Annotated in this window: 20 protein-coding genes and 3 pseudogenes; 16 read left to right on the top strand and 7 right to left on the bottom strand. The window is 58.2% G+C overall.

Annotated elements, in window-relative coordinates; translation table 11 throughout:
• The first annotated feature begins 22 nt into the window (after window positions 1-22).
• The 4 genes from A37A_RS15515 (at window position 23) to A37A_RS0103185 (ending at window position 6,267) form a co-directional block, all read left to right on the top strand.
• Complete coding sequence (locus A37A_RS15515) at window positions 23-1,105, top strand: exostosin family protein (RefSeq protein WP_018290096.1); 1,083 nt, start codon at window positions 23-25, stop codon at window positions 1,103-1,105.
• 91 nt (window positions 1,106-1,196) lie between these two features.
• The gene (locus A37A_RS15510) at window positions 1,197-2,000 is read left to right on the top strand and encodes a class I SAM-dependent methyltransferase (protein ID WP_196799477.1); all 804 of its coding nucleotides are present in this window, start codon (window positions 1,197-1,199) and stop codon (window positions 1,998-2,000) included.
• A gap of 31 nt (window positions 2,001-2,031) precedes the next feature.
• The gene (locus tag A37A_RS0103195) at window positions 2,032-2,628 is read left to right on the top strand and encodes a putative colanic acid biosynthesis acetyltransferase (RefSeq protein WP_051076269.1); all 597 of its coding nucleotides are present in this window, start codon (window positions 2,032-2,034) and stop codon (window positions 2,626-2,628) included.
• Between the two features lie 234 nt (window positions 2,629-2,862).
• A complete protein-coding gene (locus A37A_RS0103185; protein ID WP_020493933.1) occupies window positions 2,863-6,267 on the top strand; it encodes a beta-galactosidase in 3,405 nt (1,134 codons plus the stop codon).
• A 160-nt stretch (window positions 6,268-6,427) separates the two neighbouring features.
• On the opposite strand, the gene A37A_RS21175 is transcribed toward A37A_RS0103185, so the two are convergent.
• Window positions 6,428-6,583, bottom strand: a complete 156-nt coding sequence (locus A37A_RS21175; RefSeq protein ID WP_155996460.1) for a hypothetical protein — start codon at window positions 6,581-6,583, stop codon at window positions 6,428-6,430.
• A gap of 113 nt (window positions 6,584-6,696) precedes the next feature.
• On the opposite strand from A37A_RS21175, the pseudogene A37A_RS15505 reads away from it, so the two are divergent.
• The 5 genes and pseudogenes from A37A_RS15505 (at window position 6,697) to A37A_RS0103155 (ending at window position 11,694) form a co-directional block, all read left to right on the top strand.
• Window positions 6,697-7,906 (top strand): annotated as a pseudogene (locus tag A37A_RS15505) (ISL3 family transposase).
• A gap of 130 nt (window positions 7,907-8,036) precedes the next feature.
• Window positions 8,037-8,978 carry an IS1595 family transposase gene (locus A37A_RS0103170; RefSeq protein WP_018290089.1) on the top strand — a complete coding sequence of 314 codons (942 nt, stop codon included), beginning with the start codon at window positions 8,037-8,039 and terminating at the stop codon, window positions 8,976-8,978.
• Window positions 8,979-9,287: 309 nt separating this feature from the next.
• Complete coding sequence (locus tag A37A_RS0103165) at window positions 9,288-10,349, top strand: DUF563 domain-containing protein (protein WP_231363747.1); 1,062 nt, start codon at window positions 9,288-9,290, stop codon at window positions 10,347-10,349.
• Between the two features lie 158 nt (window positions 10,350-10,507).
• Window positions 10,508-10,837, top strand: a complete 330-nt coding sequence (locus tag A37A_RS0103160; protein WP_018290087.1) for a transposase — start codon at window positions 10,508-10,510, stop codon at window positions 10,835-10,837.
• The gene (locus A37A_RS0103155; protein ID WP_018290086.1) at window positions 10,837-11,694 is read left to right on the top strand and encodes an IS3 family transposase; all 858 of its coding nucleotides are present in this window, start codon (window positions 10,837-10,839) and stop codon (window positions 11,692-11,694) included. Before A37A_RS0103160 ends, A37A_RS0103155 begins: the two co-directional genes overlap by 1 nt.
• On the opposite strand, the gene A37A_RS0103150 is transcribed toward A37A_RS0103155, so the two are convergent.
• The 4 genes from A37A_RS0103150 to A37A_RS15495 all read right to left on the bottom strand — a co-directional run bounded on the left by A37A_RS0103150 (window position 11,691) and on the right by A37A_RS15495 (window position 16,838).
• Window positions 11,691-13,106, bottom strand: a complete 1,416-nt coding sequence (locus tag A37A_RS0103150) for an IS1634 family transposase (RefSeq protein WP_018290085.1) — start codon at window positions 13,104-13,106, stop codon at window positions 11,691-11,693. The two genes, A37A_RS0103155 and A37A_RS0103150, sit on opposite strands and share 4 nt — an antisense overlap.
• A gap of 124 nt (window positions 13,107-13,230) precedes the next feature.
• Window positions 13,231-14,421: a group II intron reverse transcriptase/maturase gene (ltrA, locus tag A37A_RS0103145; protein ID WP_020493930.1), complete on the bottom strand. Its 1,191-nt coding sequence runs from the start codon at window positions 14,419-14,421 to the stop codon at window positions 13,231-13,233.
• Window positions 14,422-15,179: 758 nt separating this feature from the next.
• On the bottom strand, window positions 15,180-15,695 hold the full coding sequence (locus A37A_RS15500) for a hypothetical protein (protein ID WP_018290083.1): 516 nt from the start codon (window positions 15,693-15,695) through the stop codon (window positions 15,180-15,182).
• 6 nt (window positions 15,696-15,701) lie between these two features.
• The gene (locus A37A_RS15495) at window positions 15,702-16,838 is read right to left on the bottom strand and encodes a helix-turn-helix domain-containing protein (protein WP_051076237.1); all 1,137 of its coding nucleotides are present in this window, start codon (window positions 16,836-16,838) and stop codon (window positions 15,702-15,704) included.
• 69 nt (window positions 16,839-16,907) lie between these two features.
• On the opposite strand from A37A_RS15495, the gene A37A_RS0103125 reads away from it, so the two are divergent.
• Together A37A_RS0103125 and A37A_RS0103120 are read left to right on the top strand one after the other, a co-directional pair.
• A complete protein-coding gene (locus A37A_RS0103125) occupies window positions 16,908-17,111 on the top strand; it encodes a DUF2188 domain-containing protein (protein WP_018290082.1) in 204 nt (67 codons plus the stop codon).
• Window positions 17,112-17,196: 85 nt separating this feature from the next.
• Window positions 17,197-18,102: an FRG domain-containing protein gene (locus A37A_RS0103120; protein ID WP_018290081.1), complete on the top strand. Its 906-nt coding sequence runs from the start codon at window positions 17,197-17,199 to the stop codon at window positions 18,100-18,102.
• On the opposite strand, the gene A37A_RS15490 is transcribed toward A37A_RS0103120, so the two are convergent.
• Together A37A_RS15490 and A37A_RS0103110 are read right to left on the bottom strand one after the other, a co-directional pair.
• Entirely contained in the window at window positions 18,031-19,131 is a 1,101-nt protein-coding gene (locus tag A37A_RS15490) for an IS630 family transposase (protein WP_040887602.1), read from the bottom strand. The genes A37A_RS0103120 and A37A_RS15490 overlap by 72 nt on opposite strands.
• Window positions 19,132-19,186: 55 nt before the next feature.
• Window positions 19,187-19,420, bottom strand: coding sequence for a hypothetical protein (locus A37A_RS0103110; RefSeq protein WP_020493928.1), 234 nt, complete (start codon window positions 19,418-19,420; stop codon window positions 19,187-19,189).
• Window positions 19,421-19,598: 178 nt separating this feature from the next.
• Here A37A_RS0103110 and A37A_RS21980 point away from each other — a divergent pair, with 178 nt between their 5' ends.
• From A37A_RS21980 to A37A_RS20480, 5 genes and pseudogenes are all read left to right on the top strand, one after another.
• Window positions 19,599-19,859 carry an AbrB/MazE/SpoVT family DNA-binding domain-containing protein gene (locus A37A_RS21980; RefSeq protein ID WP_018290078.1) on the top strand — a complete coding sequence of 87 codons (261 nt, stop codon included), beginning with the start codon at window positions 19,599-19,601 and terminating at the stop codon, window positions 19,857-19,859.
• Window positions 19,856-20,254 (top strand): type II toxin-antitoxin system VapC family toxin, encoded by a 399-nt coding sequence (locus A37A_RS0103100; RefSeq protein ID WP_018290077.1) that lies wholly within the window; start codon window positions 19,856-19,858, stop codon window positions 20,252-20,254. Before A37A_RS21980 ends, A37A_RS0103100 begins: the two co-directional genes overlap by 4 nt.
• Before the next feature lie 47 nt (window positions 20,255-20,301).
• Window positions 20,302-20,628: pseudogene (locus A37A_RS15485) on the top strand (integrase core domain-containing protein); the annotation flags it as partial.
• Window positions 20,629-20,802: 174 nt separating this feature from the next.
• Window positions 20,803-20,958: a hypothetical protein gene (locus A37A_RS19935; protein WP_155996456.1), complete on the top strand. Its 156-nt coding sequence runs from the start codon at window positions 20,803-20,805 to the stop codon at window positions 20,956-20,958.
• Between the two features lie 53 nt (window positions 20,959-21,011).
• Window positions 21,012-21,479, top strand: a pseudogene (locus A37A_RS20480) (hypothetical protein); the annotation flags it as partial.

Here is a 21,479-nt window from a genome sequence, read left to right as displayed (position 1 = left end):
ACTTCTTTGGGTGTCCATGCAAATGGGTCGTAGCATCGAGGCGAATCAGGAATCGCGCCCCGCGTTGACTATTTTCTGGCTTCAACCGGAAATCGCCGAAGAGGAGTGGATCCGCTTTCTCTTCTCCGGATGGGATCTTGCCGAGCGGAGAGTCGTCGACCTGCATCGGGTCGAGGAGAATTCGCTGCTGGTGCTGAGCAGTAACGCGCACCCTTTGGACCGACTCGATCCCGCCTTTCTCAAGAGGATCTCGAGCTTCAGCCGGATTGGGCTCTTCCATGTCTCCGACGAGTGGTTTTGCGGCGGATACGAAGCGTATCGGAATTTTAACTTTGTCCTCCGGAATTACCATGCGCGCTTCTTTTCCCATCCGGGCATTCGCACAGTGCCGCTGGGATGGACCAACGGAATCGGAAAAGGAGAAGAGGCGGCCCTCGCCAGCCAGAGAAGGACGGTCTGGACCTTCGCGGGAAATCGGAACTGGGTGCGCCACCAGATGGTTGGAGAACTCCTGCACGTTACTCCAAACCGGGTCCGCCTCTGTCAACCGGGTGGGCTCCTGCCTGTCTGCCGAGAAGAATATCTCGGATGGCTACGGGATGCAGCTTTTTGTCCCTGCCCGATGGGAAATGTCGTCCTCGAGACCTTTCGCCTCTATGAGGCGCTGGAGGCGGGCTGCATCCCGCTTGTCGAACGTCGACGCGGCTTTGACTATTTTCGATTGCTCTTTGGCGAGAATCCTCTCCCTTCGGTGAGAAACTGGAGGGAAGGAGCCCGCTATATGCAGAGACTGCTTTGCGATCCCGAGGTGCTCGATGCGCGCCAGCGGAAGATCGGGGAATGGTGGCAGTCCTACAAAAGCAAGCTGCAAAGCGAGTTGAGATATTTTGTCCTTCGGGGTTTTGCGGGAGAATGGAAGGAATTGCTCCAAAGAGATTGGAGGTTTCGTTCTGGGACGCTCCACGATCTGCGTCGGAGATTGGAACTCCTTCGACACCATACCCTGGGCGCTGCCCTAATGCGAATCCGTGACGGGGTTCGGAAAAGAGGACCATCGATCCTTTGGAGAGGGGGGCCGCGTTTCAAGGAGAATCACGAGGCTTAGGAATTTTGGGAATGTTCCCGAACATCAGAAGCTCCAAAGAGAGAGGCGAAGGGCAGAGAACGTCATGGGAGAGAACTCCCGGCAAGATCGAATGAACCAACTTCCCCACTCCTCATCTCTGGACAAGGTGAACCTTATGGAGAAAAGTTATCCCGAAAGCCACTTTGGAGGATTTACGGCGGTCGACGGGACGATTGCCTTTTACGTTCGGATTCAGGCCCTGCTCTCATCGTGTCGAACGATCGCGGACGTCGGCTGCGGCGTTGGTGAAGGATCTCGCGATCTAGTAGAGATGCGGCGGAAGCTGCGTTTGTTGCGTGATCCGTCGCGTTATGTAATCGGCCTGGATATCGATCCGGCAGGCGTCGGAAATCCTCTGATCGACGAGTTCCGGCGCATCGAAGGGCCGAGTTGGCCCCTCGAAAGCGGGTCGGTCGATCTGCTACTTGGCGACTGGGTAGTGGAGCACCTGGAAGAGCCCGACCGTTTCTTTGCGGAAAGCGCACGGGTGCTTCGGCCGGGAGGCTTTCTCTGTCTGCGGACGCCGAATCTCTGGAGCTATTTTGGGCTCGCTTCGGCTTTGACTCCCAATCGATGGCATAAGAGTGTGCGCAACAAGGTTCAGGAACGGCCTGAGGGAAAAGAGATCCTTGCCTGGCGCACGTTTTATCGCTGCAACACGATCCCTGCCCTCCGCGACGCTATGGCGCGCTTTGGATTTGATGGGGTTGTCATGGGGCATAACGCGGAGCCAGCCTATCTATCTTTTTCGCGCGTTGCCTATCAAATCGGCAAAGGGTATCAACGCTGGGCCCCTTCTTTCCTGGCGGTTACCCTATTGATCTTCGCTCGCCGAATAGGCTCTGTCGAACCGCCTTCCTCGGGGAGGGAATAGGAGGAAGATCGTCGTGGGACAAGTGGAAGGAATGGCATCGGCTCCTATCGAGAAGCAAGAGGCGGGGGCTGCCAATTCGTGGCAACGCCTCGATCGGTTTCGGCTTCCCCCCGGGTTTCGCGGCCGCCCTGCGTGGGTTGTGCAACTCTGGTGGCTTGTCCAGGCAACCCTCTTTCGGCTTTCCCCGCAGATCGCCTACCCATGGCGAAGGATGCTTTTGCGACTGTTCGGAGCCCGAGTCGGCAAAAAGGTGTTGATCCGCCCCACCGCGCAGTTCGTTTATCCGTGGAAGACGAGGATTGGAGAATATTCCTGGATTGGAGACCAGGTTGTCCTCTACAGCCTCGGTCCCATCGAGATTGGCGCGCATTCCGTGGTTTCCCAGCGTTCCTATCTTTGCGCGGGAACCCACGATCCGGAGCAGCATGATTTCCCGATTTTGGCCAAAGCAATTCAGATCGAAGACGGAGCATGGCTGGCAACGGACGTATTCGTCGCACCTGGCGTTCGGATCGGTTCCGGTGCGGTGGTTGGAGCGCGAAGCAGCGTTTTCTCCGATCTGCCGTCTGGATGGATCTGCTACGGAAGCCCGGCGCGCCCCATACGCAGGCGGGGCCAGAGAGCTTAGAAAGAGAGGCCTTGACGGAAAAAAGCACGCTGGAAAAAATGCGTCTGCCAGGGTGAATTTCCTATTCCAGACGGCGATTCGGTGGGAAGGCCTAGCGACGCGATGCCGCGGTTGCTTTGCTCATCCGGGGGCTGGCCATGGTAAACCATAAGACGGCTCCCTCGGGATTCCCTATAGAGAATGGTGATGAACGGGAGAACCAATCCAAAGGTGGGATGGCGAAGAGCGAGCCTCATGTCTCGGTGGATCGCTAGCTCGCTTCTTCGCTATGCGGCATTGGGGGGGGGAGCCCTCTTGCTGATGGCCGGGCGACTCGCCGCCGAGCCTTCAATTCGGATCGAGTCCCTGCCTCAATTGAGGAACGCCGAGAGCTGGCAGGCTCCCGAGGGAACCAAGACATTCGTCATGGACCAGCAGGGAGATCGCTTGCATCTTGCCTTTTCTTGCCGACCGGGCAATGAACAAACACTTCTTTTGAAGCATCCTCTCGAAATCCCGCGCTGGGCCAATAGCCTTACCTTTCGGGGCATCAAAGACATTCCCCAGAGTACCCAATTCAAGCTCAATCTCTTGGTTCGGGACGGCGTGGGAAGGAAATATCGCTTTTACACGGAATCAACCGGCTCGGGCCCGGAAGGGGTGTACCAGGGAAGCCATTACACTACATCGCTGACTGCGGTGGGAGTCGTGCGTTTTAACGTACCTGCGCTCGCTTCCTTGGAAGCGGGCACTTATGCTTCCTTGCTTCCGGGAAATCCAATCCCTCAACCTCCCTTTACGTTGTTGGGATTGTCTTTGGAAGGTCACTACGATGACGTGGGGCGGCCGACAAACGTACTTCTGTGGGATTTTGCGGTCGCGCACCTGACTCCCTCCGGCTCCGGATTTTACTATCTGTTCAACGATCAGGAATTCTATGGAGAATTGGATCCGTTCCCTTCCCTTAGCTTGGGAGATTTCAGCTATTCAGCACGGAAGCTGCAGGTGAGCTGGGAGGTTCGAGACGATTACGCCGCTATGCCGGTCCTTGCAGGTGGAGCCACCTACGATCTGAACCCGGGGCAGAATGGGAACGGAGTGGAGCTACTCCAACTAACAGAACCAGTGCGGATACCCATCCGGAACCCGGGCACCTATTGGGTTTTGGTTCGGGTTCGGAAATCCAACGTGGAGAGCATTCTGCCCGACCAGATTGAAGAAAAAGAGTATCGGCTCTTCATCCCCGGGCGGTCCAAAGAAAAAATGAGCACGTGGCCATTGTCTCGGCTAATACCGAATCAATATGTAAGAATCGGTTCGACGGTGCGGCACGGGTCCTATATCTATAACGCACAGGAGCCCTTTCTAGTTCCCGTCGCCTTTTTTCGTCCTCCGGGCGACTTTCTCTATAAGATTCATGTCCGGCGGTACCCGTGGAGAGAAGAAATCCGCACGATCGACGTTCAACCTGCTTGGCAGGGAGAAGCTCCGTTCGTCTATACGTTGCATCTCCGGACGCTGCCTGCCGGCCTGTATGAGATTGAAGCGGAGACAGCCACGGAACTACGGCCTTTTGATCGCGTCACACGTCTGGTCGTAAAAAAGGAAGACGCAAGCCGACTCGCGGAAAACTCAGATTCGATTCCTGCCGAAGTTCCCTCGTTTCAGGACGAGCTGGCGCGGAAGACGCCGCAACTGTCAGTCACCCCGATCTTCGATCGCATGGCGGACGTGGACCATCGGTGGAAGAGCTTTGTTGACGCGGTGACAACGCTGCCGCCCATGTTTCGGACCATCGAATGGATTGTCCCCTGGGCTGTGCTCGAGCCCTACCCTGGAGTGTACGATTGGAGCGAGCTTGATCGCATCTTGAACTATGCGAAGGAGAAGAGAATCGCCATCTACCTCTGGATTAGCTTTGAAGCGGACGCGCTCCCGGAATGGGTGCCCTCCTACTATGCGGAGGATGGGAATCATAAGATTTTTCACACCACGACCATCTATCTCTTTCATGGCGGCCGACTCAACTATATGGCGCCGCCGCTAAAGGCTCACATCGAAACCGTCATGTCCAGGTTGGCTGCTCGATACCGTAGCTCTCCGGCCCTGCACGGATATTTTATCATGGATGAGACCTATGGCCGCGTCCCAGGAGGGTACGAGCCGGAAACGCAGGCGGAGTTCCGGGAGTATTGTCAAAAGCGGTGGGCTACTCTCCAAGAGCTAAATGACCGGTGGCAGGCAAAACTCAGCGATTGGACGGAGGTAGGCGCTCCGTCACGCGGGTCTTCGGAGTCTTGGAAAGCAGACTGGTGGGATTTCTATCGCCCACGTTTGGGCTCCTTTCATAAGGAGCTCGTCGAGGCAATCCGCGGACAGGATTCCAAACGGCTGATCTTTGCGGAAGGATTTTATTCCTGGGAGGTGACGCAATGGCTGAGGGACCATGGCTGTGCTATGGCCAATGGTGGAGCACACGAACCGGCAACCCTCGGTGGCGACATGATAGAGCACGCAGAGGTGGGATATCAGGAACGAAGTGAATCGGCTTCGATGGTGTGGGGGGACTATCCCACTCGGCTCGATGACACGGTGTTCACGGCGACATTGGGCGGGGGCGCGAATTGCCTTGGCCTGAGGACTTATCTTTGGCCGAAAGACCCAAATCACCCCCGCGCTTGGTATAGGCCGCCGGTTTCCCTGGATCGCCTGCGGAAGTTCGTTCCGATCCTCGGTGAGTTGCGACAAACGATCGCAATGCCTTATGACGCCTATCTCTTCTGCGAAGGTTTTCAGAGTCCGAGCCCCGACACTATGATGACCCTGGCACAATCGGCGCTTACCTTTGGCGTTGGCTCTCTGCCCAAGGCTTTTCAGAGCAAGGTGCTCTTCGTCATCCAGTCGGACCAGCAGCAGTTGCGGGAAAGAGCGATTCAGGAGTTGGTAGAGTATGTCAGGAAGGGAGGCACCCTTGTCATGTGCGCAACAGCCGGACGGAAGAGCCCCGATCGTCCGGGTGAGGACTGGATTCTCCTCCGCCAGTTTGGCTTTGGGCCTCCAAGCAGCGAAGAAGTTCGCTGTTATGCACAAGCCAGGGCGGTTCCGGGAGGATTCTTCCCCTCTGGCGCGGGTGTCTTTGAACTCAATACCTGCGGCCGGGGGCAATCCACCCCTGCGGGAGCACAAACTGCGGCATCTTTTGTCGAGGATCCGCGAGAGCCGGCAATTAGCTGGAGGAGGCTTGAAAAGGGGAAGGTCGTGGTAATCTGGGCATCCGCGATCGTGCCTCCCATGGTGAGCGAATGGCATGGGGAAGGGCATCCTTCCTATCCTTTTCTTCGCGACATCGCTTCGTGGGGAGGGGTGCCCCTCCACCTGGAAAGCACGAATGTGCATTTATGGGCGAACCTGCTCAAGCGAACATCGGAGGCAGTCTACTATTGTCTCGTCGGCCGTCTGATGTGGTCCGATCAGCCGGAAAAAAGCGGTGAGGGAGTCATTCGCTTCCCCTTGCTTCCCGATGGGCGTTATCGGGTTTCCGAGCTTATTTCCCAAGCTAGCCGTGGCATCGTGGGCACCGATGTGCTCAAAAAGGAGGGCCTGTCAGTTATCCTTTGGCCTCGAGAAGTCGCGATTCTACGGCTGGAGCGGGTGGATTAATTCCTGTCTCGCCTCCAAGAGGAGGAAAGGTCTATTGAGACTTATTATGAGCCCTGCTCCGTTGGATGTGGGTCACAGACAAATGTTCAGAAACTTTCGACCTGCATCGTCCATCGGATTTGAAGAAGGCTCTCTTTTTCATCGGCACTATCCTCATCGATCACGGGGCAAGGAGTTCACCGATTGCCTGTTCGACCGAGAAACCAAGGATGCCGCCGGAACCCATGAGTTCGACGTTGCGGCTCTTCGCTGAATAGAATGGGCGGAGGGGGCAGATTTGCCATTGAGGGATGGCAAGAAACGGTGTTCTTGCCATCCGTCTTCGGCGGATTTTGTGTCCGGGCGAATTGCCGTCAAGGACACTTCGACTTCGTCGATCCTCCTTGACGGCGGATTGCCAAGCTCGCCTCGTTTTCCGATTCTTTGGGCATGGATGCGAACAAGCTTTTTGGGATGGCCTTACAGTTGGGTCCGGAATGGAAGGTGATTCGAAGCGAAACTGTCTGCGGTGGATCATACCTTGAAGATCTGGCTCGATTTTCGAGAGGGCCATCGGTTCCCCTGTCCGGAATGCGGGCGTCCTTCTCCTGCGCACGACACGGTGGAGAAGCGGTGGAGGCACATGAACTTCTGGCAGTACAAGACCGAGCTGGTGGCGCGGGTTCCACGGGTGGACTGTCCGGAGCACGGAGTGCGGTTGGCGGAAGTTCCCTGGGCCAGGCCGGGGAGCGGGTTTACCCTGATGATGGAGGCGGTCATCCTGATGCTTTCCCAGGAGATGCCGGTTTCCCAGGTGGCCGAGATGCTCAAGGAGCAGGACACCCGGCTGTGGAGAATCTTGGAGCACTACGTGGAAAAGGCCTATCGGAAGGAGGATTGGAGCGGGGTGAAGCGGATCCTGGTCGACGAGACCAGCAGGAAGCGGGGTCACCGCTACGTGACCGCGGTGACCGACGCGGAGAGCCGGAAGCTCCTCTTCCTGGTGGAGGGCAAAGGAAAGGAGACCTTGGAGGCATTTGCCAAGGAGATGCGGGAGCACGGAGCGGATCCCGAGCAGATCGGGCTGATCTGCATGGACATGAGCCCCTCCTATATTGCCGGAGCCAAGGAGCACTTCCGCAAGGCGGACATCGTCTTTGACCGCTTTCACCTCATGCAGATGGCGGGGGAGGCGGTCGACCAAGTACGCAAGGAGTTCGTGCGTCAGGGGCTGCTGCCGAAGGGAAGCCTCTGGGCGCTGCGAGGCAACGAATGGACGCGAAGCAGGGAGCAGAAGAGTTTGCGTGCCTCCCTTTGTGCAGCCTACCCCAGACTGGGAAGAGCCATTGGGTTGCGGGAGGCTCTGCAAGAGATCCTCGCCCAAGAGGATCCCCAAGAGCTCCGCTGGTGGCTCCAGTGGGCCGACCGCAGCCGGCTTGCTCCCTTCCGAAAGCTTTCCAAGACGATCAAAGAGCACATGGACGGCGTCCTTGCTTTCCTCCAGAGCCGGGTGACCAATGGCCTCATCGAGGCGATCAACGGACTCATCCAGCTTGCCAAAAGGATGGCCAGAGGCTTCCGAAGCTTTCGGTGCTTGCGGATCGCCGCTTTCCTCAAAGCCGGAAAGCTGACGTTGGATCTTCCCGTCGTAACCTCATAACCCACTAAAAACAGCGAAGAGGCAACAATCTGAATGGCTGATCTACGCATGCCAATGACTACCAGAATCCCGATATAATGTCACGATATGCTTATCCCGTTGACGCCCCTAGCCCTGCGAGCATGATATAGTGGTGGCCCGGCCCGATTTTCCCAAGACCTTGAAAGAGTTTCGTGAATGTTTTTCCCAGGAAGACGCCTGCTTTGAGTATCTGGCCAGCAGTCGCTGGCCGGAAGGCTTTGTCTATCCGCGGTGCGGTGGTCAAGCCTGCTGGATTAAGACCAGACGCTTTGAGCACAAGTGTCAGAGTTGCGGCCAGCAAATCTCCGCGACGGCGGGCACCCTCATGCATGGCTCCCACTTCCCTTTGCGCGAATGGTTTTGGGCCGCGTACCTGGTGGCCACGCACACACCCGGCATGAGCGCGACGCAACTGCAACGGCAAATGGGGTGCAGCTACAAAACCGCTTGGTATCTGTTGCACCGGTTGCGCCGCGCCATGGTCAACGAGACCCGCTCCCGCTTGAGCGGACGAGTCGAGACCGACGAGGTCATCATTGGAGGTCCGGTCAGAGGTAAAAGAGGCCGGGGCGTGACGGCGGCGCAACACAGCACCCTGGTCTTTGGCGCGGTGGAAGTGATCGCTTATACTAACAAGCATGGCGGCTACATGGAAAAAGCCGGAAGGTTGCGCCTGGCTGTGGCTCCCCGAGCCGATGCGGGTTCGATCCGCCGCTTTCTGGAGAAAAACGTGGAGCCGGGCACGGAGATTGGCACCGATCAATGGAAGGGGTGCTCGACGACAGCCCTCGCAGGCTATCGCCACGAGCACCATCATCCCGAAACCCATGCGCTCCATATCCACCGGGCTTTCGGCAACCTCAAAACCTGGCTTAATGGCACCCATCATGGCGTTGATCCCAAATATCTGCAAAATTATCTCGATGAATTCGTGTTTCGCTTCAACCGGCGCAAGACTCCCATGGCTGCGTTCCAGACATTGCTCGGCCTGGCCACGATCAAAATCCCCGTGAACTACGAGAAGATGACGTCAGGGGCGTCAACGGGATAAGCATATTATGCTAAATAGCATACAGGACACTAGAATGTTATCATGCGAACCCCAACAGCTATGCGGACGTCAAGCTGGGCTCGGCCAGGAACGATGACAACGGAATTGCGGGCATCGCTGCGGAGGATCTTATGGCACTATATCCCCTGGCTTCGCCCTCTCTATCTTTTTACCCAATACCGCATCATTAGGCCAGGACGAATCCGCATCGCGCGGTGCATCGCCGCAATCGCTAAAACTTCAGCAGATGAGAAACCTCCCCGGGGAGTGATTGAGGACGTGCGAGTCTGCTTCGCGGAGAACCCCGACATGGGATCGCTGCTGTTCACCAAGAACTTCGATTGGATGACCAGAGATCCCACCGCTTTCGGCCTCAGCTCCGGAGACGAGCTATGGTTGAAAAACGCGCGGCCTATCGATGTCTTTGCCTTGCAAGGAGCAAGGGTCTGCTCCTTTTGGGGGGTAATCATCAGTAATGACAATCGGCTCGTGGCAGAGGCAACTCCGAAAGACGTACCCACTCACTCGGAGCATTCCTTATTCATGGGGGCAAGGTTGCCGAGGGTGACCCGATGCATTGATAGAGCAGCGGTAGTATTCACATCACACGTTTATGCGCGCAATTATGCTCATTGGCTTTTTGAAGTCACCTATCGGTTAACTCTTCTCAAGAGCTTGCCAGACTGGCCCGATCTGGACGCTGTCATTGCAAATGTCATCGATCTCCCATTTCAGCAAGAACTGTTGGAACTAGCCGAGATACCAATGGATAAAGTTGTGCAGCTAAGCCCAGACCTGCATGTGAAAGTCAATATGTTATATGCTTGCTCGAACGAGACGCATGGGGTACAACCAATCCCCAAGTGGCTTGCCCATTCTGTAAGAAATCTCGTTCTTGGACGATCTGATGCCGATGGGAAACGCCTCAGGGCGCGAGGAAAATGCATTTATGTTTCCCGAGGAAGCAGTTCGAGACGAGCCCTAGTGAATGAGGAAGAAGTGATCGAGCAGGTTTCGAAGTACGGATTTGAAGTCATCTATCCCGAAAGATGGACAGTGAAAGAACAGGCTAGAATATTTCAGGGCGCTGATTATGTGGTGGCGGCTCATGGTGCTGCGCTCGCTAATGTTGTATTTTGCAGGTGGGGCGCACGCGTTCTTGAGCTCCGGGCACCGTTTCTGCCGCAATATGCGATGTACGGCGTCTTAGCTGCACAGTGCGGGCTTAAGTATCACTGGCTGGATTGCAAGGTTTGGAAGCCGGAGCGGCTTAGAAGCAAAATAGAGCCTGAGTTATGGTTAGATACAAGAAAACTTGCCGAAAAGCTTCAAGACCTATTGTCGGATAGGGGCTTGTTGCTAAGTTGGTAAGTGTCAGGTCCCGGATGATTACGTACTGTTTTTGAAAGAGCTGCGGATGGGATTGTTGCCATGTTTTTAGGGGCTGAAGCGGGGTTTGATGATTGAGCGATGAAGTTTCTTCGATTTTGCGGACAAGGGTTTTGGGGGGATAAAAAGGAAAACCCCAAATGAACAACGGAAAGAGCAGCAGCAAGTTCGCGCGTCGTTATGACCGCGAGTTCAAAGAGAATGCGGTGGCCCTGGTGCGAGGGGGGCGTTCGGTTCTCGAGGTAGCTCGCGATCTCGGCGTTTCCCATTGGTTGCTGAATCTGTGGGTCAAGGATGCCCAAGGCGGTCGGATTTTCAGCGATCCCAAGACTTTGGCGGCCGAATCGCCCGAGCAGCGCGAGCTGCGAAGGTTGCGCCAGGAAAACGACTATCTGCGCCGTCAGCGCGACATTTTAAAAAAAGCATTGGGCATCTTGTCGGCCGAGATGCCTGCCAACGATATGCGGTGATGCAAAAAATGACCAAAGATCATTGCCTCACTGAATTGGCCGAAGCTTTGGAGGTTTCGCGGAGCGGCTTCCATGCTCACCAGCACAAGGACCGGGGAAGCCGTCGGCAACGGGACAAGCAACTGCTTGCGGCCATCCATCCAGTTTTCCTGGAAAGCCGGAGAACCTATGGCAGCCCGCGCATCACCTGGGCGCTGCGTAAGGCCGGAGAGCCTTGCGGCAAAAATCGCGTGGCCCGCTTAATGCGGGAGCTCGGTCTGCGCGCGAAACAAAAACGCCGCTTCCGTCCCCGAACCACCGATAGCGCCCATCGCCTTCCGGTCGCCGACAACTGGCTGGCCCGGATGCCCGCGCCGGATCGCCCCAACCAGATCTGGATCGGTGACATCACCTACATCCCCACCGCCGAGGGCTGGCTCTATCTTTGCGGCATCCTCGATGCTTGTTCCCGCCGGTGTGTCGGCTGGCATGCCGAGGACTCGCTCTCTACGCCTTTGGTGACAAGAGCCTGGAATAAGGCGTGGAAAAGCCGGCGCCCCGACCCAGGGCTCTTGCACCATTCCGATCGCGGCGTCCAGTATGCCAGCGGAGAGTTCAACGCGCTACTGCACTCCTGCGGTGCCGTCGCCTCCATGAGCCGCAAGGGACAGTGTTATGACAATGCCATGATGGAATCCTTCTGGGCCACGCTCAAAACCGAGTGCTTCGGCTCCTTCCTCCCGAAAACAAAACAAGAGGCCAAGATCATGATCTTCGATTACATCGAATGCTTCTACAACCGTCGCCGCCTTCATAGCGGCCTCCATTACCAATCCCCGCTGGACTTCGAAAAGAATCTCGCTAACCTAAACAACTAAATCCTCCGAAGCCCCGTCCACGTTTTCGAAGAAAGATCACTTTCCACCTCGGAGAGCTCCTTGTAGGCCCGGACCGCCTCAAGCGGGGAGAGATCCTTTTCCTCGGTGAGGATCACGTACTTGCCCTCCAGAAGCTTCTCGGTCTCCACCGGCTCTTCGGATACTTGGAGCTTGCCCGGCCGCAGACTCCAGCGGAAGTAGCGGTGGCCGCGATAAAGAGAAAGGATTCGGGCGACGGAGCTGCCGATCTCTTCCTGGTTCCGAAGCTCTCCTTTTTCGATCCGCTTGGCGAGTTTACCCAGCTCTTCCCGGGTCTTCGTGACGTCCCCCTCCCGCATGGCCTGCTCGTAGGCCAGCCGCTCGGCACTCTCGACCACGAAGATCCGCTGCCCGGGAAGCGCTCCCTCGACTTCGCAGACCCGATCCTTCCCCTCCGGAGAGCAGGGCTGCCAGGAACCGCTCTGGGCCTTGCGGATATACTCCAAGACCTCCGGGTTCCTTCGTCTGCGTAAGCCGACCAAAAATCCATGCCCCTGGCTCCAGAGGAAGCCTAAGTTGGCCGTGCTCACCATCCCCCGGTCCCCGACGAAGACGATCCGGCGCAACCCGAAGCGCTTCTCCAAGTCGGCGACGATCGGCAGAACGGTTTCCGAATCGTGCCGATTGCCCCGGAAAACATGGTGGGCAATCGGCCAGCCGTTGGCCATGACGACCCCCAAGAGGATCTGCCGGTTTCCCTCCCGATGGTCTCGGCTGTAGCCGTATTGGGCCAAGCCCTCCGGACCTTCCCCTTCGAAATAGGAAGAAGTCAAATCATAGAAGACCATCTCGGGCTTGAGGCAGAAGAGATCCCGCAACCGGGCAAAGAGCCCTTCCTCGATCCTCTCCTTCCGCCCGATGAGCTCGTCAAGGGTCCGGTACCACGGCCAAAGGAAGCGATGGTCGACCCGAACTCGGCCGTTCTGCTTCCAGACCGGCCGGATCCTCTCTCCTTTCCCGTCGGGAACGTAGTCGGTCTCCAGCCACTGGGCCAAGGCGTGCTCGCTTCCCGGGCAGATGAGCCGGTTGGCCACAAGGACGAAGGCCCGTTCCGCAAGAGAAAGTCCTTTGCCCTCCCCCCTCTTCTCTTCCAAAAGCTCTTCCAGACCCAGCTCCTCCCAGAGATGCCTGGCGACAAGCATTGGACCCCAAACCGCGGATTCCTGAGGCTCAAGCGCCCTACGAGAAGCCGGCGTGCTCCGCCCGAGCAGCTCCGCGAGCCGATCCAAGTGGGGTGCCAAGAGATCCTTGCGGCCAAGAGTCGCGACAATCCGCTGCTTGACCTGTCCCTTTTCCCGGTAGCTTTCCACCAACCGAACATACTCCGCCTCGCTCCCGTCCTTCCGACGCAACCGCAGGGTGCGTAGAAACATGAAATAGCATTACCGTTTATCATCGAGAATAGCAAGCTACAAAGGCCACTAGCATACGATAAAGTTATTCACAGTGTGGCACTACATTTTTGCAAAAGTTCGTTCCCCAACCCTGGAGCCATCGTCAAAATAGTCGATTTTCACCAAACATGGGCCGGTACGCTCGGCTGACCGAGCCAAGACAGAAGTAGTTCGCCCATCCTCGCAGCCGGCGATTGAGGAGCGATACCAGTTCTTCCGCTTCGCTTCCCTGGGTGTTCCGACCAAGCTGCTCGCTCACGCTCTGCAACAGCCGGTTCACCCGTTTCTTGGAGGGTTGCGTCCCCAGGTAGCTGCGGCCCGTGATGGGCTTGTAGCAAAGACCGAAGGTGTAGCCGAGAAAGTCGAAGTTTTGCTCCGGCACTCGGCAGATCCGGGTCTTTCCCTGGTTCACGGTGAGCCCGATTCGCTCCATGATCTTCTCCATTTGCTCCCGGGCTTCCTGGGCGTGATGTCGGCAGAGGATCACATAGTCGTCGGCGTACGATACGATGTGCGCCGCCCACTTTGCAGCCCATCCTTGCCTCCTCCATCCCAGGATAAACCGCCTCATGTAGAGGTTGGCCAGTAGAGGGGAGATGGGAGCCCCTTGGGGGGGTCCTCGCTCTCGATCCTTGGCCTGGGTCGTCCGCCGTTTCCCTCCCCGCTCGTCTTCTTCCTCGACGGACATTTCCAGCCATGCCTTCAAAAGAGCAAGCATGACGCCGTCGGAAATCCGCCGGGCCAAGCTCTTCATCAGGGCATGGTGAGGGATGCTGTCGAAATAGCCGGAGAGGTCGGCATCGATCACCTCGGTGTAGCCCGTGTTGAGGAGAGCATGCACCTTCTTGACCGCATCCAAGGCGCTTCGCCCTTCTCGATAGGCATACTGTTCTTCTGCTAAATCCACTTCGAAGATCGGACTCAGCACGAGGACCGCTGCCATCTGTGCCACCCGATCCCGTATGGTGGGTATCCCCAAGGGCCTCCGCTTCCCGTCAGGTTTGGGGATCCACACCCGCCGGACCGCCTGAGGCCGATAGGTCTTGTTTCGGAGTTCTTCCGCCAATCGGTCCAACCATCTCTCTACCCCTTCTTCCTCGATCCTCTCGAAGGTCTGCCCATCGACTCCCGCTACCCCGCCGTTCTTTCGGCAGAGCAGCCAGGCGTAGGCGAGCACATCCTCGCGGTAGAGTTTGTCGTAGAGGGAGTAGAAGCGATAGGTCGGACTTGCCTTCGCTTTCTCCTGCAACGTCGTCTGGAGCTTCCGAACACGCAAGGGAGGTGCTAGACTCATCGCCAATCTCCGTACTCTCTCTCCTTCGTACGTTTCCCTTGAACTAAGGCCCCTTCCCTCCCTCGGTCTTTCTCCGAGTTCTCCGGTACCTTGGGCCTATCCGATTCCCACCCGGCCCCGCTTTGGCCCCTCGCAGGGCAGCGGTCGGTCCGCTCGGGCCAACCCGAGCTCCCGGCCAGATGGGCCTCCCGTGTTGATGCATCGTCCTTTGCACGCATGCCCTCGCCCATTACCCCGGCGGCTCTCCCCAGTGCGTCGATTGCTCTCCTTCCCAGGGAGACAACGGCCTTCGCTTCTTCCATACGAGCTCGGCGTCCGCATTGCCCGTTTCGAGGCTTTGTTCAGCGTTCACTTCCGTTAGGGCCTGCTTGCTCGCTGACCCGCTTTCCGGGCCTTTTCCCAGAGGCTTCGACCACCGGCGTTACCACCAGCAGCCGCTCCGAGTGCTTCCGGCTGGAGCAATAGTTGCCGGGTGGAGATCACTCTCTCCCCACTGGGCGATGCACCCTTTTCACGGCGCACACGGAAGTCAGGCTAAAGGCGGCGGAGTCGAGTGGGCGCCTCTGCGAGGAGCCCTGTGGCCATCCATTCGGCCCCGAGGGGAACATTCATCCGGAACGCCAAGAAGCAGATCCTTACGGGGTTACGGGCTCGGGTCCGCCGCCAATGATAGACCGGGCGTGCTTCTCGGTAGCCCTTGAGCTCCGAAAAAGCGGCCTCGACTGCGGGCCAGCCGCCTGTAGTGGGTCAACCATTCTTCATAGCCGGTCCAGTCCTTCGGCGATCCGCAGTTCGGCAAGGGCTTGTTTGAGCCAGCTAGCCGTGTAGGCCTTTCGTAATGCCTCGTTCGGCCGATGCCCGACCGCATCGAGGAGGGTTTCCAGGGCGATCCGTCGATCCTTGAATCCAAGCCGAATGCCCATTCGAAGGCTCGCCTTGTCCGGGCCGCAGAAAACCCAGGCGTCGCTGCGCGTGAGCGCATGGGCCCACAGGACTCGTTCCCCCTCATCCAGCAGGATATCGGGGGCTCGAACCGCCACAGCGGCCAATTCCCGACCCATAACGGCATGGACCGCCCGGAGAGTGTTTTTGAGATAAACGGGGTCGATGCGGAGTTCCGGCCGCCGTCGCGGAAATCCGGCCTGCGTCTCCGTAAAGCACGCCTCGACCGTCCTCAACCCGTAGCCGCTCGAAAGGGCGCGCCACGACCCAACGCGAAAGCACTCGAGAATGACGTTGGTGTCGAGCAGAACCGGACTGCGGGGACGCGTCATGCGGCCTCAGAGATCGACCGGGGAGGCAACCCCGTGGGCCGCGAAGAGCGCTGCCAGATCCTCCACGTTCAGATCGAGCAGCTGGCATGCCCGCCGCACCGAGAGGTGACCATCCGCTATGGCCGTCCGATCGCCTCCAGAAAGTGCTGGGAGAAGAGCGGGGGCCGTTCGTCCCTTGCTTTTACCCGGCCGTTGTTCCACAAGGCGGCGTCGGGAATTTGGAGAGCCAGCGCGCGCTTGATCTGGCCAAGAACAACCAGGCGCCATTTCAAGGCCGAGGCCGTCCACCTGGAGCTCGTCCGCCGCCCGATTTAATTGGTCGGCAAGCGCGTTTGGATCGCTCTGCGGCCAGGGACCAAACCGGTCGAGCACGCAACGCGGCATCAGGAGAGCCGACGCAAAGCGATTGGCGAGTTGCTCCACCCGATCGCCTCCGGTCTCCTGCGTCGCTTCGGAATACTTTGGCGGCATCTCGCGCCAGGTCAGGAGGTGGAAGAGTTCGTGAGCGAGATCGAAATGGCGCCGGCCGATGACCTCCGCGCGATGGATCAAGAGAGCGTCCAATTCCGGGAGCCGGCAGGCTGCGCCGGAAATCCCCCGCGGCGCATCGACCATGAGAACAAGAATTCCCAGCTCGCGCTCCATGACGCCGATCAGGCTCGCCGCCGGCACGGCGCCCAGGTGGAACTCGGTTGCGAAACGCTCGCCGGCCTCCAGCGCCTCTTCGAACCGGGACTGGCGCCGGATCCGGAGCGACCGAGAGAAGCGGGGCGGCGTCAACGCATCCACCCCGGGCGCAAAAGCCCGGTACGCCGCAATCCAGCGTCCTGCCTTCTCCTCGTATCGCCGGAGCTCACGGGGCTCCGCCTCGGTTTTCCGCCACGAAAACCGGGCCTCGCCAGCCAGCAGAAAGGGATCGGTGAAGTAGTCGAGGGGGGCGCCGAGCCTTCCCACGGCGACGAGCAGCTCATCGGCGGTGAGCCGGCGCAGGCTGGTCTCGATGGCCGAAACCGTCTGCCGATCCTTAAAGCCGAAGAGTCGCGCCAGCGCCTCCTGCGAGAGCCCCCGCTGCTGTCGCAGCGCCCGGATTCTGGCTCCGATCGAACGATTGAAGTCCGCTTTGCCGTAAGATTGCCTTGCCATGGGCATGATCCAACGCTAGCTTGCAGAGAAACAACCGGAGACCAGGAATTTTCCGATTCGGCGAAGGCCATGGCAAAAAATCTCTTCTTCATCGAGCGCCGTCCGGCCGAGGGCGATTACGCGGTCCGGAGGCCCCAATCGGAGCGGGCCAGCGCCGTTTTTCCGATCCAAGCGGAAGCGATTCAATGGGGACGGCAACACGGCGCGAGGGTTCTCGTCGAGCGCGTCCGCAACACGAAGGAAGGGCACCCGGATCACTGGAGGCGACCGTAAGGAATGGGCGGCAGCGACGTCGGCACGAGGACATCTTCCCTCCTCGTGACTCTTTCCATGAGGTTTTCCGGAACGAGGCGAGGCCATGACGCAAGAAGAGGCGGAAAAACACGTAAGGGAGTTCAATGAAGAGCGCCGCAGGATTGCGAATATCAGCGACCTGCTGCTGTGGGCACAAAGCATAAGGGTTTACTGGAAGTTGGAAACGCGAGAGGAGTTGTGGTTTCGGGGCGAGGAGAAGCGGTTCGGCGGGGATAAGAAGCAGGCTTGTTGCGGTGAGACGTGGCCTCAAGGGAATGAGCATCCCCTTAGGACCTTCCTCATGCCGAAAATCTACAGAGACCTGAAGCATAATCCAGTCCTTCCAGACGACATCGCCCAGTTGCTCAAGGACGAAGACTTCCTTTACCAGGAGTTTCAAAGACTCGGATCCAAGTTTGTCCATGCTACGTATCCAGACGCCGACTGGGAATGGGACTCGTATTTCTTGATGCAGGCACATGGCGCGCCGACGAGGCTCCTCGACTTTACCGATGGCGCGTTGATTGCGCTGCATTTTGCCGTTCGGCAAACTGTTGGTGTTGCGGAAGAGGACGACGGGGTGGTGTACGTGCTAAATTCATACCATATCAACAACTTGATGGATGATGAAAGGGATGTCAGCACCGTCAAGGAGAACTGGAAAGAGTATGCAAAGAAAAGGGCGAGCAAGGCCGGGTCTGACGCGCCCGAGGAAGACGACTGGGATCGGAGTTATCTCCCGCGACCGTTCGGAGCGGAGGACATAGTCGGGGAAGAGCCACCACGACCACCCGAGCGGGCCTTAGCGTTATACTTTCCCCATTTTACGTCGAGAATCGGTGCCCAAAGATCTCGTCTTCTCGTTTTTGGGCGTGATCCGTGGTGGTTGCAGAACACGCTAGTGTCCTGTATTGTAATTGGAATAACATACGGTCAGGAGGGCTTCCCATGCGCGGTAGATCTTTTCTAAGGTTTTCTGCGCATCCGCATGCCAGCGATAAGGCCGAGGATTCCCATTGTGCTGGCCGATCCAGCGGGTGATGTCTGCCACGAGAGCGGGAACGCTGCGAAAGCTTCCGCGAACGATGACTTGGCTGGTTAATTCGGCGAAGAAACGTTCGACCATGTTCAGCCAGGATGAGGATGTCGGGGTAAAGTGGAGCGTAAGGCGCGGATGGCTCTTGAGCCACTCGTTGACCTTGGGATGTTTATGCGTCGCATAGTTGTCGCAGATGATGTGAATGTCCTTCTCGGCATCCACCTTCTCTTCGATCTTTTTGAGGAATCTGAGCCACTCCTGGTGGCGATGCCGCTTCGAGGTATGTGCCAGGACCTTCCCGGAAAGATAGTCCAAGGCGGCAAAGAGGGTCACGGTTCCATGTCGGTAGTAATCATGGGTTCGCGTTCGAATGTGGCCAATCCCCAAGGGCAAGCCGGGTTGGGTTCTTTCCAACGCCTGGCATTGGCTTTTTTCATCGCAGCAGAGCACCAGAGCATGCTCCGGTGGGTCGATGTAGAGACCTACGATATCCCAGAACTTCGTTTCGAACTCCGGATCCAGGGAAAGCTTGAAGTTCTTGGTCAAATGGGCCTTGACCTCGTGCGCCTTCCAAATCTTCCGCACCGTCCCGTGGGAAACGCCCGCGTAAGTGGCCATCTTTCTCAAGCTCCATACCCCTCCGTCGGGCGGCGGATGCGAGACGCCGAAAAGCACTTTTTGGATTGCCTCGGCAGGGAGAGTGGACTTCCGCCCTCTGCCCTTCCGATCCTTGATTCCCTCCAAGCCTTCTCGAAAAAATCGTATTTGCCACCGGTGGACCATCTGCCTACTGATCCCCAACTCCTCGGCAACCGCGTTACAGGGAGTTCCTTTCTCCAAGGCCAAGAGGACCTGGGCTCGCTTCGCCTCTCGCTGCGGAGAAGTCGGTGCTTTAACCGTCCGCTCCAATGTCCTCCGATCTTTCGGCGTGAGAACAATCTGAATGGCTGATCTACGCATGATCAACGTCTACCAGAATCCCGAGATAATGTAACGCTATTTAGCGTACAGGACACTAGAAAAGCAGCAAAACGTAAAATACATAGCGAAAGCCGTCATCGACCGGGGAAGCAAGCAACGCCTCCGACAGCAGCTGCGGGACTGCGGGATCACCGAGTCCGTGATCTTTCCCGACCTGGATGGTGTGGGTAGGGAGCTGGCGCAGCTCTGGACGGCGATTCGGAAACAATCTTAAAAAGCGTTCAAGCGCCACCAGCCTCGCTGAGCGGAGGAAGGCGTCTTCCCTCACCGCTTGCCCCTTCCCCTTCGCATCCTCAGACGATCGGCGTCCCGGGAGGAACGATCCGGCGCACGGCCAGCGTCGGTTCCGACCGCGGATGGCCGGGATGGACCCACCCGCAGCAAAATGCGTTCCAGCTTGACGGTAATGGATAACGCCCTTACTTTCCTCAAGAAAGGGGGTTGCGATGGTGTCGCTTACGGTGACATCGAAAGGACAGGTTACGCTGAAACGGGAGTTGCTACGGCATCTCGGAGTCAAGCCAGGGGAGCGGGTCGAGTTGGAAAAGCTGCCGGGCGGCGAATTGAAGGTGCGCGCGGCGCGGCTGAGCGGCACGATTGAGAGTTTCATTGGCCGGCATGCGGGGAAGCTCAAAAAGCCGCTCACCATTGAGGAAATGAACAAAATTACCGCCGCTGGCTGGGCTGGCGAGCTGGACGGCGGGTGAAGATCACCGCCGATACCAATGTCCTCGCGCGGGCCGTCTTGTTGGATGATCCCGCGCAGGGGGCAGCCGCAGCCAAGTTGCTGCGCGAGGCAACCTTGATTGCCGTTTCCCTGCCGTGCCTGTGCGAACTGGTGTGGCTCATGCGACACGGCGCAAAGCTGTCCAAGGATGAGGTGGCGATCACGATCCGCGATCTGCTGGACACGGGTAACGTGGTCATGAATCGCCCTGCCGTAGAAGCCGGACTGACGCTGCTGGAAGCCGGAGGCGACTTCGCCGACGGCATTATCGCGCATGAGGGCAAGTGGCTGGGCGGTGAAACCTTCGTATCCTTCGACAAGAAGGCGGTCACGCTGCTATCCCAGCAAGGCGAGGCCGCTCGCCTGCTGAGTTAAGGGAAGCTCTGCCTTGGCTCAGTGTGACGCTGATGGCCAAGCGTGCGAAGACCCCAGCGGCCGCACGCAGCTTCCTCCATGCGCTGGCCAAGGCGGCACCCGTGAAAATCCAAACCATCCTCACCGATCACGGCAAGGAGTTCACCGATCGGGTCTTCGGCCAAGAACCCAAGGATGCCACCGGATCCCATGAGTTCGACGCGCTCGGCTCTGCATTGGGAATCGAGCACCGCCTGACCAAGCCGAAGACGCCTCGCACCAATGGCATGGTGGAACGCTTCAACGGAAGACCGGCGCAGATCCTCCGTACGCATCACTTCCAAAGCTCCCTCGACCTGAAAACCACGCTCCACCGCTACGCCTGGCTCTACAACGGACATCAGCCGGGACTTGACCGAAAATCGCCGCGCAAGCCCCTGGCTTTAGCCATGGGGTGAGCGGCGAGGCAAAGCTTGATGTTGTGCCACAATAGAAATGTCCCCCTGAGACCTCGATAGAAATGTCCCTTAATGTTGCCTCGGAAAGGAGGCAGCGTGAGGAGGACAGCGTTGAGTGCTAGGGAGTTGGACAGGGTTGAGGTGATGGGGCGGGTGAAGGCGGGCGCCTTAAGGCTGGTAGAGGAGGCGGAGATGCTGGGTTTGAGCTATCGGCAGGGGAAGCGGGTGTGGGCGCGGTACCGAGTGGGGGGGGCGGGGAGGCGTTAGCGCATCGGGGATGCTGCCGGGAGTCGAACCGTGGCTACGGACAAGATTTTCGGGTGCAAGTGATTCGGCGGTATGAGGAGCGGTATGGCGATTTTGGTCCGACGCTGGCGGCAGAGCACTTGGGGGAGGAGGATGGGCTTCGGGTCAGTGCGGAGACCTTGCGGCGGTGGTTGCGGGAGGCTGGTCACAAGAGGCTGCGGCGGCGTAAGCCGTATCGTCGGCGGAGGGAGCGGCGAGCGCATTTTGGGGAGTTAGTGCAGATGGATGGGAGCTTTCATGATTGGCTGGAAGAACGAGCTGGGCGAGGCTGCCTGATGCATATGGTCGATGACGCTACCTCGCAGGCCGAGGCGTGCTTCTTCCCCGAAGAAACCATTTGGGCGGCGGTCGGGGTACTGCGGCGATGGATTGAGAAGTACGGGATTCCTCGGACGCTCTACACGGATTGGAAGAACGTCTATGTGCGGGAAGCAACGGAGGCCGAGAAGGAGCAAGGACTGGTGCCTCTGACCCAGTTTGGG

It is taken from the genome of Verrucomicrobium sp. 3C (genome assembly GCF_000379365.1).
In the GTDB taxonomy this organism is placed as follows: Bacteria; Verrucomicrobiota; Verrucomicrobiia; order Methylacidiphilales; family Methylacidiphilaceae; genus Methylacidimicrobium.
Note: the sequence above shows the minus strand (reverse complement) of the source record. Positions and strands in the feature narration are given on the sequence as shown.